Source organism: Pseudomonas sp. IT-P74, assembly GCF_949768175.1.
In the GTDB taxonomy this organism is placed as follows: domain Bacteria; phylum Pseudomonadota; class Gammaproteobacteria; order Pseudomonadales; family Pseudomonadaceae; genus Aquipseudomonas.
Window position 1 is genome coordinate 275,784 of record NZ_CATKQD010000088.1, and the last position, 12,806, is coordinate 288,589.

Consider the following 12,806-nt stretch of genomic DNA (forward strand, 5'->3'; position numbering starts at 1 on the left):
ATGAAGATTGTGACTGACACGACGCCATCGCTAGCAGGCTAGCTCCCACAGGGGTATTGCGGTGTGGCTGGGTTACTCGATGAAGGTCACGACACCATCGGCCAGCGACTTAACGCGCGCCAGGGACTCTACGCGATAACCCTGCGAGTCCAGTTCCGCACGGCCGCCCTGGAACGACTTCTCGATCACGATGCCCAGGCCCGCCACGGTGGCGCCGGCCTGCTTGATGATCGAAATCAGTGCCTGGGACGCCTTACCGTTGGCCAGGAAGTCGTCGATGATCAGCACGCGGTCGCTGCTGGTCAGGTGGCGCGGGGAGATGGCCACGGTGCTTTCGGTCTGCTTGGTGAACGAGTACACGGTCGCCGACAGCAGGTTTTCGGTCAGGGTCAGGGACTGGTGTTTGCGGGCGAAAATCACCGGCACACCCAGATTCAGACCGGTCATGATCGCAGGCGCGATGCCCGAAGCTTCGATGGTGACGATCTTGGTGATACCCGAATCCTTGAACAGCGTGGCGAATTCGTCGCCGATCAGCTTCATCAGGGCCGGGTCGATCTGGTGGTTCAGAAAGGCGTCGACTTTCAGGACCTGGTCGGAAAGCACGATGCCTTCTTCGCGAATTTTTTTGTGCAGGGCTTCCATGAAGCTGTCCTCTGTTGGCGCTTTATGCGCCCTAAGGTTGTAAAAAAGTGGTCAATTCTAGCGCTTTAACATCGCGCGTATATCTGCCAGTGCGTTGTTGCCTCGCACGGCTTTGACTTCGGTCGGTGTGTCGTCGTTGCCTTCCCAGGCCAGATCGTCCGGCGGCAATTCATCGAGGAAGCGGCTCGGCGCGCAATCGATGATCTCGCCGTACTGCTTGCGCTTGGCGGCGAAGGTGAAGGCCAGGGTCTGGCGTGCACGGGTAATGCCCACGTAGGCCAGGCGACGTTCTTCTTCGATGGTGTCGGCTTCGATGCTGGAACGGTGCGGGAGGATTTCCTCTTCCATGCCCATGATGAACACGTAGGGGAATTCCAGGCCCTTGGACGCATGCAAGGTCATCATCTGCACACCTTCGGCGCCGTCTTCCTCTTCCTGCTGGCGCTCAAGCATGTCGCGCAGGACGAGTTTGCCGATGGCGTCTTCGACGGTCATCTCGCCTTCTTCGTCTTTTTCCAGGGTGTTCTTGAGCGCCTCGATCAGGAACCAGACGTTACCCATGCGGTAGTCGGCGGCCTTGTCGCTGGAGCTGTTGGTACGCAGCCAGTTCTCGTAGTCGATGTCCATGACCATGCTGCGCAGGGCCGAGATCGGGTCTTCGCCGGCGCACTGCTCGCGCACCCGATCCATGAAACGCTTGAAGCGCGAGAGGCGATCGGTGAAGCGGCTGTCCAGATGCTCGCCCAGGCCGATCTCGTCGGTGGCGGCGTACATCGAGATCTTGCGCTCGGTGGCGTAGTTGCCCAGCTTCTCCAGGGTGGTCGAGCCGATCTCGCGGCGCGGCACGTTGATCACCCGCAGGAATGCATTGTCGTCGTCCGGGTTCACGATCAGGCGGAAGTAGGCCATCAGGTCTTTCACCTCCTGACGCCCGAAGAAGCTGTTGCCGCCGGACAGGCGATACGGCACCTGGTGATGCTGCAACTTCAGCTCGATCAGCTTGGCCTGGTAGTTGCCGCGATAGAGGATCGCGAAATCACTGTACGGTCGGTCGGTGCGCAAGTGCAGGCTGAGGATTTCCATGGCCACGCGCTCGGCCTCGGCGTCCTCGTTGCGGCAACGGATCACGCGGATCTCGTCGCCGTGGCCCATTTCACTCCACAGCTGTTTTTCGAACTCGTGGGGGTTGTTCGAGATCAGTACGTTGGCGCAGCGCAGGATGCGGCTGGTGGAGCGGTAGTTCTGCTCCAGCATCACCACTTTCAAGGACGGGTAGTCTTCCTTGAGCAACATCAGGTTTTCCGGTCGAGCGCCGCGCCAGGCGTAGATCGACTGGTCGTCGTCGCCCACCACGGTGAACTGGTTGCGCTTGCCGATGAGCATTTTCACCAGAAGGTACTGGCTGGCGTTGGTGTCCTGGTACTCGTCGACCAGCAGGTAACGCACCTTGTTCTGCCACTTTTCCAGGATGTCGGCGTGCTCTTCGAACAGCTTCACCGGCAGCAGGATCAGGTCGTCGAAGTCCACCGCGTTGAACGCCTTGAGCGTGCGCTGGTAGTGGGTGTAGACGATGGCAGCGGTCTGCTCCTTGGGGTTGCGCGCGTTTTCCAGGGCCTGGGCTGGCAGGATCAGGTCGTTTTTCCAGGCGCCGATCATGTTCTTGATCTCGTCGACACCGTCGTCGCCCGAGTATTCCTTCTGCATGATGTCGGTCATCAGGGCCTTGACGTCGGTCTCGTCGAAGATCGAGAAGCCCGGTTTGTAGCCCAGCCGCACGTGTTCCTTGCGGATGATGTTCAGGCCCAGGTTGTGGAACGTGCAGACCGTCAGCCCGCGCCCTTCACCGGCACGCAGCAGGGTGCCGACCCGTTCCTTCATTTCGCGGGCGGCCTTGTTGGTAAAGGTCATGGCGACGATGTACTGGGCGCGAATGCCGCAGTTCTGGATCAGGTGCGCGATTTTGCGCGTGATCACGCTGGTCTTGCCGGAGCCTGCACCGGCGAGCACCAATAGAGGGCCGCCGACGTAGTTCACGGCTTCTTGCTGCCGGGGATTGAGTCGGGACATAGGTAAATTCAGGAGTCAGTCACGAAATGGGCCGGCATTTTAACAGGCTCAGCGAATTGTGCTGCTCTGTCCGACTTGTGACGTAGCACGCTATCTGTAATTGCCGGTTTTGTTACTTTCACGCAGGATGCGCAACGAATTTGCGGCTAATGTTCGTAATTGCGGATACAAAGGGCTGGTTTTGCTCACTGATGTCATTGTCATTGGTCATCGGAACGGCATAATGCCCGTCGCCTACATCTTTGCAGAGTCTAGGGAGCTAGCTTGTCTACGCCTGTCGAACCCTTGCGTTTGCTGCTACTGGCCGAAGAGCCAGCGTGGGCAGCGTTGTTGCGCGAGTGTCTGGCTCCTATGGGGAGCTCGGCCGTGCTCATCAGCGCGCCGAGTTGGGAGTCGGTCAGCAGTCTGTTCGATGACAACCGCAGCGCGGTGTTATTGACCATCCCGCAACTTCAACCGGCGCCGGGCCGTTGCAGCCTGCCGACGGTGCTGCTGCTCGACCATGAGCCGCAGACCCCACCCGATGGCGTGAGTGACTGGCTGGTGCGCGACCTGCTCGATCCCGGCATGTTGCGCCGTTGCCTGCGCCATGTGCGCGAACGCGGCGTCCTGGAAAACACCCTGCAACGCCTGGCCGAGCAAGATCCGCTGACCGGCATCGCCAACCGTCAGGGCTTCCAGACCCTGCTGACGGCGCGCTTGGCGGAAAACGATGGTCGCGGCCTGGCCCTCGGTCATCTCGACCTCGACAACTTCCGTTATGCCAACGATGCCCTTGGCCATCAGGCCGGTGACCGCCTGATCCTGCAAGTGGTGGCGCGGCTCAAGAATCAGCTTGAGGCCGGCGATCAACTGGCGCGCCTGGGCAGTGATGAATTCGCGCTGCTGATCGACACCCGTCGAGCTCCCCAGCGTGCCGAGTGGATGGCCGAGCGTATCAGCGAAGCACTGGCCGAGCCTTATTGGGTCGATGGCGAAAGCCTGCTGATCGGTTCCAGCCTGGGCATCGCCCACGCCCGGGCCCAGACCGGTGCGGACCCGCTGATGTGGCATGCGCACATCGCCATGCAGCAGGCCAAAAGCACCCAGGGCTGTACCTTTCACATTTTCAACGAGCGTATCAACCGCAATGCCCGCAGCATCGCCGACCTCGAAACCGAGCTGCGTCGGGCACTGCGCCGCGATGAACTGGAGCTGCACTACCAGCCACGGCTGAACCTCGAAGACGGGCAAATTGTCGGCCTCGAAGCCCTCGTGCGCTGGCGTCATGCCGAGCGCGGCTTGTTGCCGCCGAGCGAGTTCGTGCCGCTGGCCGAGCAGAGCGGCCTGATCGTGCCGCTGGGCTACTGGGTGATTTCCCGGGCCTTGCGCGACATGCAGGCGCTGCTTGAGCTGGGTTTGCCGCCGTTGCACATGGCGATCAACCTGTCGTTCCGGCAGTTCCAGGACAGCCAGTTGCTGTCGACCCTCAGTCGCCTGATTGCCGAGCGCGGTGTCGAGGCGCAGTGGCTGGAGTTCGAACTGACCGAAACCGCCGTGATGCGTCGCAGCGATCTGGTCAAGCAGACCATGGACGCCCTCGGACGGCTGGGCGTGCGGTTCTCACTCGACGACTTCGGCACCGGATTCTCGTCGTTCGTGCACCTCAACAGCCTGCCGATCACCTTGCTGAAGATCGACAAGAGCTTTGTCGGCGGCATGGAACAGCGCGAGGAAAACCGCAAGCTGGTCCACGCGATGATCAATCTGGCGCACAACCTCAACCTCGAGGTGGTCGCAGAAGGTGTGGAAACGCCGGAGCAACTGGATCTGCTGCGCGGGTTTGAGTGCGATCAGGTGCAGGGATATTTGATCAGCAAGCCATTGCCGCTGGATGAGTTGGTGGAGTATCTGACGGTTGGCTCCAGTCAGCAGCCGATGCTGGAAATCATGAGTTAAAAACTCCGCGCGCCCCCCTGTAGGAGTGAGCCTGCTCGCGATGAGGCCAGGTCAGTCAACATTCATGTCGGCTGATAGTTCGCTATCGCGAGCAGGCTCACTCCTACAAGGGATCTCAGTCAGGCTGAGCGATCTCGAAGCGCTGCTCTGACGTCGTATCGCGCTTGATCATCCGCTTCATCTTCCACTCAAACCCCAGCGTCAGGCTCACCGCCGCACACGCCAGCCCCAGCGCCAGCCCCCACCAGACACCCGTTGGCCCCCAGTCCAGGTGGAACGCCATCCACCACGCCGCCGGTGCGCCAATCAGCCAATAGCAACCCAGGCCGACGAGGAAAGTGGTCTTGGCATCCTTGAGCCCGCGAATGCAGCCCATGGCGATGGTTTGCACGCCGTCGAACAGTTCGAACCAGGCCGCCACCGCCAACAGGCTCACGGCCAGGTTGATGACATCGCGAAACGCAGGGTCGTTGTGGTCGAGAAACAAACCGACCAACTGGTTTGGCAATAGCCAGAAGACCATGGCGAAACACAGCATCGCCACGGCCCCGAACGCGATACCGACCCGTCCGGCCAGGCGCGCATCCAGCAATTGCCCGGCACCGTAGTGCTGGCCGATGCGCATGGTGATTGCGTAGGAAATACCCGCCGGGACCATGAACGCTACTGAAACGATTTGCAGGGCGATCTGGTGTGCGCCCAGCTGCGTGCTGCCCATGGTGCCCATGCACAGCGCGGCGAAGGCAAACAGCCCGACTTCCACCGCGTAGGTGCCGCCAATCGGCAGGCCCAGGCGCCACAGTTCCTTCAGGTACTGGCGGTTCAGCCGCGACAGGCCCTGGCGCAGCGGATAGGCCTCATAAGCCGGATGCCGACGAATGTGCCACGCCAGCGCAAGTGCCATCAGGTTGGCGACTATGGCCGTGACCAGACCAATGCCGACCAGTCCCGGTTTCGGCAGACCGAACATACCGGTGATCAGCGCGTAATTGAGCACAAAGTTAGCCACTGTCCCGCCGAGGCTGATGACCATCACCGGCGTCGCACGGCCAATGGCGCTGGTGAACCCGCGCAGGGCCATGAAGCTCAGGTAGCCGGGCAGGGCGAACGGCAGGAAGATCAAAAACTGCCCGGCCATCTGGACGTTGCTTTCGGTCTGGCCGAACAGCAGCAGCATCGGTTTGAGGTTCCATAGCAGCAAGCCGGCGGCCAGTGCCATCAACCACGCCAACCACAACCCGGCCTGGGTCAGGCGAGTGGCACCGACAATATCGCCGGCACCCTGACGGATCGCCACCAGTGTGCCGACCGCCGCGATCACGCCGATGCAGAAAATCGACACGAACGAATAGGTCGCCGCGCCGAGCCCGCCACCGGCCAGCGCCTCGGGGCTCAGGCGCGCCATCATCAGGGTGTCGGTGAGGACCATCAGCATGTGCGCCAACTGCGAGGCAATCAGCGGCCCCGCCAGCCGCAAAATGGCCCAGAGTTCAGTACGTGCTGGATGCTGCATGGTCATCACGCTCGATTATCAAAGGGAACAGGAAACACCGATTCTCGGCGCTCTGCGCGGTTTGCACAAAGGGATAAAAAGGATGGATGGCATGATTAAAACTCATGCTGGAGAGTTTCTGCTAGGGTAGACGAACCCCGCAGTAGGAGCTTTCCCAATGTCTCGTCGTCTTCCTCCCTTGTATGCCCTGCGCGCATTCGAAGCGGCGGCGCGGCACAGTTCGTTTACCCGCGCTGCCGAAGAGCTGTCGATTACCCAAAGCGCGGTCAGCCGACATATTCGTACGCTCGAAGAGCATTTTGCTTGCCGCTTGTTTCACCGCAGTGGCCGCAACCTGCAACTGACCGAGTCGGCCCGTCTGCTGCTGCCGGGCATTCGCGAAGGCTTCACCGCCCTGGAGCGCGCCTGCAATACCTTGCGCGCCGAAGACGACATCCTGCGCATGAAAGCCCCGTCGACCCTGACCATGCGCTGGTTGCTGGCGCGCCTCAGTCGCTTCCGTCATCTGCAGCCGGGCAATGAAGTGCAATTGACCAGTGCGTGGATGGACGTCGATTCGGTGGATTTCAATGACGAGCCGTTCGACTGTGCGGTGCTGCTGAGCAATGGACATTTCCCCCCGGACTGGGAGGCGAGTTACCTGTTCCCCGAGGAATTGATCCCGGTGGGCGCCCCCAACCTGCTGAACGATCAGCCTTGGGATGTCACGCGTTTGGCCAATACCGAATTGCTGCACCCGACACCGGACCGTCGCGACTGGCGCAACTGGCTGGAGCGCATGGGGTTGGCCGATCAGGTGTCGCTCAAGGGCGGACAGGTGTTCGATACCCTGGAGCTGGGCATGATCGCTGCCGCTCGAGGTTACGGTGTGTCCATGGGCGATCTGCTGATGGTGGCGGAGGATGTCGCGCAGGGACGTCTGAGTTTGCCGTGGCCGACCGCCGTCGCCAGTGGTGAGAATTATTACCTGGTCTGGCCGAAAACCCGGCCCGGCGGCGAGCGCATGCGCCGGCTCAGCGACTTTCTGCAAAACGAAGTCCGGGCCATGGAATTGCCGGATGTCGTGCATCTGAGCTGAACGATGAAGCCGGCGCAATGACGGCTTCAGGCAATTGTCTTTCTTGGCATTTGCCATCGATGTTTCGATTTTTATGCTTGCTGAAACGTTTCTTCAGGTCTATAAAAATCGCACAACTCCAAGAAAGGCTGTTGCCATGACTCCACTCAAACTCTTCGTTGCCCTCAGCGCACTGTCCGCTGCCTCCCACGCCGTGGCCTGGGATTACGCCCTGCTCGACACCGACAAAGCCGCCCAGAACTGGCAAATCACCAGCCAGCAACTCGGCGTAAAAACCGACAAACCCTTCAGCGTGACCCTGCGCACCTTGCACGGCGGTCGGCAGGAAGGTGTCAGCATCGTCGACATCGATAACGGCACGATGAAACTTTCGGTAGTTCCTACTCGCGGCATGAACGTCCTGCAGGCCTCGGTCGGTAACGTGCGCATGGGTTGGGATTCGCCAGTCAAGGAAGTGGTCAATCCGTCCTTCATCGAGCTCAACGGCCGTGGTGGCCTGGGCTGGCTGGAAGGCTTCAATGAGCTGGTCACCCGCTGTGGCTACGAATGGGTCGGCCACCCCGGCATCGACAACGGCGAACTGCTGACCCTGCACGGTCGTGCTGCCAATATCCCGGCCAATAAAGTCACCCTGCACATTGATGAAAAACCGCCGTACGCCATCAGCCTGCGCGGCGAGCTGAAAGAGCAGGCTTTCAAGAAAGTCGACTTCTCGGTCGCGACCGAACTGGTCACCGAGCCCGGTAGCGTAGCGTTCGCCCTCAACGACACCCTGACCAACAACGGCGACTATCCGAAGGAATACCAGGCGCTGTATCACAGTAACTTCAGCACCCCGTTCCTGGAGCAGGGCGCCCGCTTCGCCGCGCCGGTGAAACAGGTGTCGCCGTTCAACGATAAAGCCAAAAGCGATTTACCGGACTGGCAAACCTATCGAGGACCCACCAAGGACTACGACGAAACGGTTTACAACGTAGTGCCGTACGCCGATGCCAAGGGCGATACATTGACCGTCCTGTATAACAAGGCCGGCAGCCTGGGCGTCTCGGTCGGCTTCAACACTCAAACACTGCCGGTGTTCTCCTTGTGGAAAAACACCGATACCCAAGGGCAGGGCTATGTCACGGGGCTGGAGCCAGGCACGAGTTTTTCCTACAACCGCCGGTATCAGCGGCCACTGAACCTGGTGCCAATGATCGGGCCGAAGGAGCAGAAGCAGTTCCGCATCAGCTACGCCTTGCTGGCGGATAAGACCGCTGTGGATAAGGCGTTGAAGCAGGTGAGCGAGATCCAGGGTGGGCGGGAGACTGAGGTGCGGCAGACGCCGTTGGTTGATCTCAGCAAGGGGGGACGCTGACTAAAGTGTTGTTGGCCGATATTGCAGCGCTTCGGCCAAGTGCTCGCGTCTGATCTCATCGACTTGTTCAAGGTCCGCAAGAGTGCGCGCTACTTTGAGCAGTCGATGGGCCGCTCGCAGTGACAAGGTCAGTCGTTCACACGCCGTCTCCAGCCAGGTTTCGTCTGTTGTGGATAACTTGCAGTAACTGCGCAGGCCCGGCAAGTCGAGAAAGGCATTGGCACAGCCTTGGCGCTTTTGTTGCCGTTCTCGTGCGTCGGCAACCAACTCGGCGGCGGTGGCAGTGTCGTCGCCGGGTTTTAACGCAGGATTCAATGTCGTGGCTTCGCGAGCAACCGTCAGGTGCAGATCAATACGATCCAGCAGTGGCCCCGACAGTTTGTTGCGATAGCGCTGAACCATGTCCGGCGTACAGGAACAACGGCCACTCGGTTCGCCAAGATATCCACAGGGGCAGGGATTCATCGCGGCGACCAATTGAAAGCGCGCCGGGAAGCGTACGCGGTCCTTGGCGCGGGAAATTACGATGTGGCCGGATTCCAGTGGCTCTCTCAATACCTCCAATACCTTGCGATCAAATTCCGGGAGTTCATCGAGGAACAACACGCCATGGTGAGCGAGGGTGATTTCGCCCGGTTGTGGTTTCGAGCCACCGCCCACCAGTGCCGGTCCTGAGGCGGAATGGTGTGGTTGTCGGAAGGGGCGCTGCGGCCAATGGCTCAGTGGCACACAACTGGCGACGGATTGAATCGCTGCGACTTCCAGTGCTTCGCTCTCGGCCAGGGGTGGCAGCAGCCCTGGTAATCGGCTCGCCAGCAGTGTCTTGCCCGTACCCGGTGGCCCGCTGAACAGCAGGTTATGCGCACCCGCTGCCGCAATCAGCAGCGCGCGTTTGGCCGCCATTTGCCCCTGAACTTCGTTCAAGTCGGGATAGGGTTTGCTGGCGTAGAGCAAACCGTTGGAAACGTAAGGCTCGATGGGGGTGTGCCCATTGAAGTGCGCCACCGCCTGCAGCAGATGGTCCACTGCAATGACCTTCAACCCCGACGCCAGGCAAGCCTCTTCGGCATTCGCCTGCGGCACCATCAACCAGCGCCCGGCCTTGCGCGCCGCTAATGCCGCCGGTAGCACCCCGCGGACCGGCCGCACTGCGCCGGAAAGCGCCAGCTCCCCCAAACACTCCACGTCATCCAGTGTCAGCGTCGGTACTTGCACGCTGGCCGAGAGAATCCCCAGCGCAATCGCCAGATCGAATCGCCCGCCATCCTTGGGCAAATCCGCCGGGGCCAGATTCAAGGTGATCCGTCGCGCTGGAAATTGCAGCCCGGAATTGATGATCGCGCTGCGCACCCGGTCCTTGCTTTCCTTCACTGCCGCCTCGGGCAGGCCGACCATGGTCAGCGATGGCAAACCATTGGCCAAGTGGACTTCAACGGTGACGGCTGGCGCCTCCACGCCGACCTGGGCGCGGCTGTGGACGATGGAGAGGGACATGGTCGTTCCTTGAGCTAAACGGGGGCCGCTTCCTGCGGGTTGTTGAAGGGTAGTCGTGGAGTCTGGCCGGAGAATAGGGAAACGTTCGCAGAATGTTGCCGAAGCCACGATCTTTAACAGCAGCCAAATGCTGCGTTCGGCTGCGGTCATTTATTCCGCGTGTAAAATATTATGTTGCGACAGAGTCTTTGGGAGAGGTTTTGTTGGCAAACAAGCTGCTGTCACCCTTAATGATTTTACTGATGAAGCTCTCAGTGTCCTTGTTCTTTGTACCTTCTGCGATATGCGTAATATAGTTGAAGTCTGAGTCTATCCAGTCTTTAAGCTTGGTTTCGTAGTTGTTTGGATACTGTGCTTGCACCACCGGAGGCAGTCCCTTGTAATGGTCAAGGACACTTTGGAAGAATTTTGTGAGTTTTCCGGTGCTGTTGTATTCAAACTCTGCTTCGGCCACCACTCTCTTTCGCCATGCGTACTCTTGTTTGGCTGATTCTTCCAGTGCTGCCCGTCTTTCATTGACGGTAAAGGTGTCGCTGTCATCGTAAGTGATTAAGGCTAGTTGATCCATGGGCATTCCAGAAAACGGATTTTTGCCGAGCCCGTTTGTATACTGTGTTGCATTTTTTGCACGCGCTAATAATGTGGGGTTATCTGAGTCGGGAATTTCAGCATCGTATTTTGATTTGTTGGCAGTGTAATTGGCGCTCTCCAACTCGTTGAATGTATTTCTAGCCAGCAAACCCAGTTCCGTTCTAGTGAGGCGCGCATCCCGGGCCTGTGCGCGTACTGAGGCTTCGCTCAACTGGTTCGCTAGCGTGGAAACAGTACTGCTGTCTCGTACGTCGCCAGATGGGCCTTGGGGTGTGCTTTGGTTGACAGCTGGTGTTTCGCTGGGAGTCGCTGTCAATGTTTTTGCTCCAGCCAGCGCTGTGCCGCTGTTAGCTGCAAAGTTGATTGGTGAATTAACCATTTATTGCCACTCCCTGCTCGAAGACTAAAATATGATATATCGCCTAATAATATTGATGCTTTAGCAAAACCTTACACGCACCTTAGGAATCGCTATGTGCTTTACTTCATGGTGATTTCTACTGACCAAGCATAGGTGGACGGATTTGTTTTAGTCACTTTTATGGTGCAGGTGGCCCCGCCACTAGGTGTGGCCGTATTATTCCATTTTGGAATTTTGCTCGCGCCTGAGCCAGTTGCGGCCACAAATGTAGCCAGGTAAACGCATTTTTTGTTGCCAATTTGATATCGCAAGTTAGCATGGTTGTAATCAGGCGATATCAGGCTTTGTATGGTGTAGGTGTCTGTGCTATTTGCGATCACGGACGCTTGTGGAGTAGGTGATGCGTTTGCTTTCGTTATAGCTTCGTTGTTGGATATAGGGGTGTACGTAGCAGTCTGGCTTCCAAGATTTTTAAATGTAACCGTTACAGGTGGTCCCGCGACAACTGGGCCTATATAAAGTGCAGTCAGTGCGGCAATCAGAGCCTTATAGGTTTCCATGGGTATTGCTCCTTGTAGAGTTATGAACATTCCTTTGGGTGTATCGCACTCGTCATAATCCATTATTCAAGCTGGACTGAATTTTTTCCGAGTGAGTGCAGCGCTCGCGCTTTGAGATGTGAGCTTAGAAAGGGTGGCTTTGAGGCGCAATCAGACCGCGGACGAGAACGTTGTAGGGCATTGCCGGGATTACTGCGGGTGGAAAGATCGCAGGCTCGGCAATTCCTACAGGTAAATCTGAAGGTCGTTCCGACTTTATCGCGAGCAGGCTCCCACGTAGATCTTCGATCTCCACCGGGTAATCGCCTGGAAGCGTTGGAGGGCGGTCGAAAAGGGCAGCATCTGCATCAACGCTCAATGGCGCATTTGCTTCATTTGGGGTCCTAACGGACCCGAGAATGTCGAAATTGTCGATTTTCACTGAGGTGAGTAATGACTAAGAATGGATTGCGCCCGGTGCATCCTGGCGAGACCCTCAAAGAGGAATACCTGGAGCCTTTGAACCCCACGCCGAAAGCGTGGGGGTTTTTATTCAGAATGCGTGAAGCATCTTGGTGGCTTTCCACCAAGGCGCATTGATAGCAGGCCTGGGAGTAACCTGATCAGGCAATAGCTGCGGCACATCCTGCAGCCGAATCCACGGCTGGTTGTTCCAGTGCAACAGGCTCAATGACCTTTCCGGCCAGTTGAGCAGGCTCAGTTGTGGGCGCTCGATTGTGGTGGGGTGTTGGGCGTCTCGCAGGGCGGGAACGACTTCGTGTGTGAGCCATTCGCGTAAGGCTCGGTATTCGGGGCAGTAGTGATAGACCAGCAAGGCGTAGACGCCGGATTCGCTGATCAGCAGGGCGTTTTCGATGCGGCCGTGGATCAGGATTTTGGTGGTTTGATATTGGTCAGGATCGAGTTTCTGGACTAGGCGTTCGTTGAGATAGATGCGTAGTAGTCGGCCAAGGTCGCGAGCGCAGAGCCACGGTTGGTTTTGAAGGAGTAAGGCGTGGAGGTGAAGCTTGTGGCGGGTGAAGATGTGAGGGATTAGAAAGTTTTCTTCCATGGAGCAGTACCCAAGTTCGCTTGATAGATAACTGCCATTTATCGTCGCCAAACAATAAGGGTGGCAGCTGCGTGCGGGTTGGCGAACCGGCCAAGCGAATACCGGCAGACCTTAAGGTCTCCCACACACAGCCGCCATAATTCGAATCGAG

At 58.5% G+C, this 12,806-nt stretch carries 10 protein-coding genes and 2 pseudogenes; 5 read left to right on the forward strand and 7 right to left on the reverse strand.

Going from position 1 to position 12,806, the window contains the following annotated elements:
* Window positions 1-72: 72 nt before the first annotated feature.
* Window positions 73-645: a xanthine phosphoribosyltransferase gene (locus ACM6J5_RS27285; RefSeq protein ID WP_046038985.1), complete on the reverse strand. Its 573-nt coding sequence runs from the start codon at window positions 643-645 to the stop codon at window positions 73-75.
* A 57-nt stretch (window positions 646-702) separates the two neighbouring features.
* Complete coding sequence (rep, locus tag ACM6J5_RS27290) at window positions 703-2,712, reverse strand: DNA helicase Rep (protein ID WP_095943382.1); 2,010 nt, start codon at window positions 2,710-2,712, stop codon at window positions 703-705.
* A 264-nt stretch (window positions 2,713-2,976) separates the two neighbouring features.
* On the opposite strand from rep, the gene ACM6J5_RS27295 reads away from it, so the two are divergent.
* Window positions 2,977-4,650: a putative bifunctional diguanylate cyclase/phosphodiesterase gene (locus ACM6J5_RS27295; RefSeq protein ID WP_414929682.1), complete on the forward strand. Its 1,674-nt coding sequence runs from the start codon at window positions 2,977-2,979 to the stop codon at window positions 4,648-4,650.
* A gap of 115 nt (window positions 4,651-4,765) precedes the next feature.
* Here the strand turns inward: ACM6J5_RS27295 and ACM6J5_RS27300 are convergent, their stop codons facing one another.
* The gene (locus tag ACM6J5_RS27300) at window positions 4,766-6,163 is read right to left on the reverse strand and encodes a NorM family multidrug efflux MATE transporter (protein WP_414929683.1); all 1,398 of its coding nucleotides are present in this window, start codon (window positions 6,161-6,163) and stop codon (window positions 4,766-4,768) included.
* A gap of 157 nt (window positions 6,164-6,320) precedes the next feature.
* On the opposite strand from ACM6J5_RS27300, the gene ACM6J5_RS27305 reads away from it, so the two are divergent.
* Window positions 6,321-7,241 carry a LysR substrate-binding domain-containing protein gene (locus tag ACM6J5_RS27305; RefSeq protein ID WP_414929684.1) on the forward strand — a complete coding sequence of 307 codons (921 nt, stop codon included), beginning with the start codon at window positions 6,321-6,323 and terminating at the stop codon, window positions 7,239-7,241.
* A gap of 136 nt (window positions 7,242-7,377) precedes the next feature.
* The gene (locus ACM6J5_RS27310) at window positions 7,378-8,598 is read left to right on the forward strand and encodes an aldose 1-epimerase family protein (protein WP_414929685.1); all 1,221 of its coding nucleotides are present in this window, start codon (window positions 7,378-7,380) and stop codon (window positions 8,596-8,598) included.
* On the opposite strand, the gene ACM6J5_RS27315 is transcribed toward ACM6J5_RS27310, so the two are convergent.
* From ACM6J5_RS27315 to ACM6J5_RS27325, 3 genes are all read right to left on the reverse strand, one after another.
* A complete protein-coding gene (locus ACM6J5_RS27315; protein WP_150671955.1) occupies window positions 8,599-10,092 on the reverse strand; it encodes a YifB family Mg chelatase-like AAA ATPase in 1,494 nt (497 codons plus the stop codon).
* A gap of 169 nt (window positions 10,093-10,261) precedes the next feature.
* Window positions 10,262-11,062 (reverse strand): hypothetical protein, encoded by an 801-nt coding sequence (locus ACM6J5_RS27320; protein WP_414929686.1) that lies wholly within the window; start codon window positions 11,060-11,062, stop codon window positions 10,262-10,264.
* A 101-nt stretch (window positions 11,063-11,163) separates the two neighbouring features.
* Entirely contained in the window at window positions 11,164-11,604 is a 441-nt protein-coding gene (locus ACM6J5_RS27325) for a hypothetical protein (RefSeq protein ID WP_414929687.1), read from the reverse strand.
* A gap of 237 nt (window positions 11,605-11,841) precedes the next feature.
* On the opposite strand from ACM6J5_RS27325, the pseudogene ACM6J5_RS27330 reads away from it, so the two are divergent.
* Both ACM6J5_RS27330 and ACM6J5_RS27335 read left to right on the forward strand, forming a co-directional pair.
* Window positions 11,842-12,028: pseudogene (locus ACM6J5_RS27330) on the forward strand (type II toxin-antitoxin system RelE/ParE family toxin).
* An 8-nt stretch (window positions 12,029-12,036) separates the two neighbouring features.
* Window positions 12,037-12,123 (forward strand): annotated as a pseudogene (locus ACM6J5_RS27335) (addiction module antidote protein, HigA family); the annotation flags it as partial.
* Window positions 12,124-12,136: 13 nt separating this feature from the next.
* On the opposite strand, the gene ACM6J5_RS27340 reads toward ACM6J5_RS27335, so the two are convergent.
* Entirely contained in the window at window positions 12,137-12,655 is a 519-nt protein-coding gene (locus tag ACM6J5_RS27340; protein WP_414929688.1) for a Bro-N domain-containing protein, read from the reverse strand.
* Window positions 12,656-12,806 lie beyond the last annotated feature (151 nt).

Excerpts from the sequence above, each read along its gene's own strand:
- ACM6J5_RS27305 (WP_414929684.1), top strand. The coding sequence starts at position 6,321 with ATGTCTCGTCGTCTTCCTCCCTTGTATGCCCTGCGCGCATTCGAAGCG.
- ACM6J5_RS27315 (WP_150671955.1), bottom strand. The coding sequence starts at position 10,092 with ATGTCCCTCTCCATCGTCCACAGCCGCGCCCAGGTCGGCGTGGAGGCG.
- ACM6J5_RS27340 (WP_414929688.1), bottom strand. The coding sequence starts at position 12,655 with ATGGAAGAAAACTTTCTAATCCCTCACATCTTCACCCGCCACAAGCTT.
- ACM6J5_RS27320 (WP_414929686.1), bottom strand. The coding sequence starts at position 11,062 with ATGGTTAATTCACCAATCAACTTTGCAGCTAACAGCGGCACAGCGCTG.
- ACM6J5_RS27285 (WP_046038985.1), bottom strand. The coding sequence starts at position 645 with ATGGAAGCCCTGCACAAAAAAATTCGCGAAGAAGGCATCGTGCTTTCC.
- ACM6J5_RS27300 (WP_414929683.1), bottom strand. The coding sequence starts at position 6,163 with ATGCAGCATCCAGCACGTACTGAACTCTGGGCCATTTTGCGGCTGGCG.
- rep (WP_095943382.1), bottom strand. The coding sequence starts at position 2,712 with ATGTCCCGACTCAATCCCCGGCAGCAAGAAGCCGTGAACTACGTCGGC.
- ACM6J5_RS27310 (WP_414929685.1), top strand. The coding sequence starts at position 7,378 with ATGACTCCACTCAAACTCTTCGTTGCCCTCAGCGCACTGTCCGCTGCC.
- ACM6J5_RS27325 (WP_414929687.1), bottom strand. The coding sequence starts at position 11,604 with ATGGAAACCTATAAGGCTCTGATTGCCGCACTGACTGCACTTTATATA.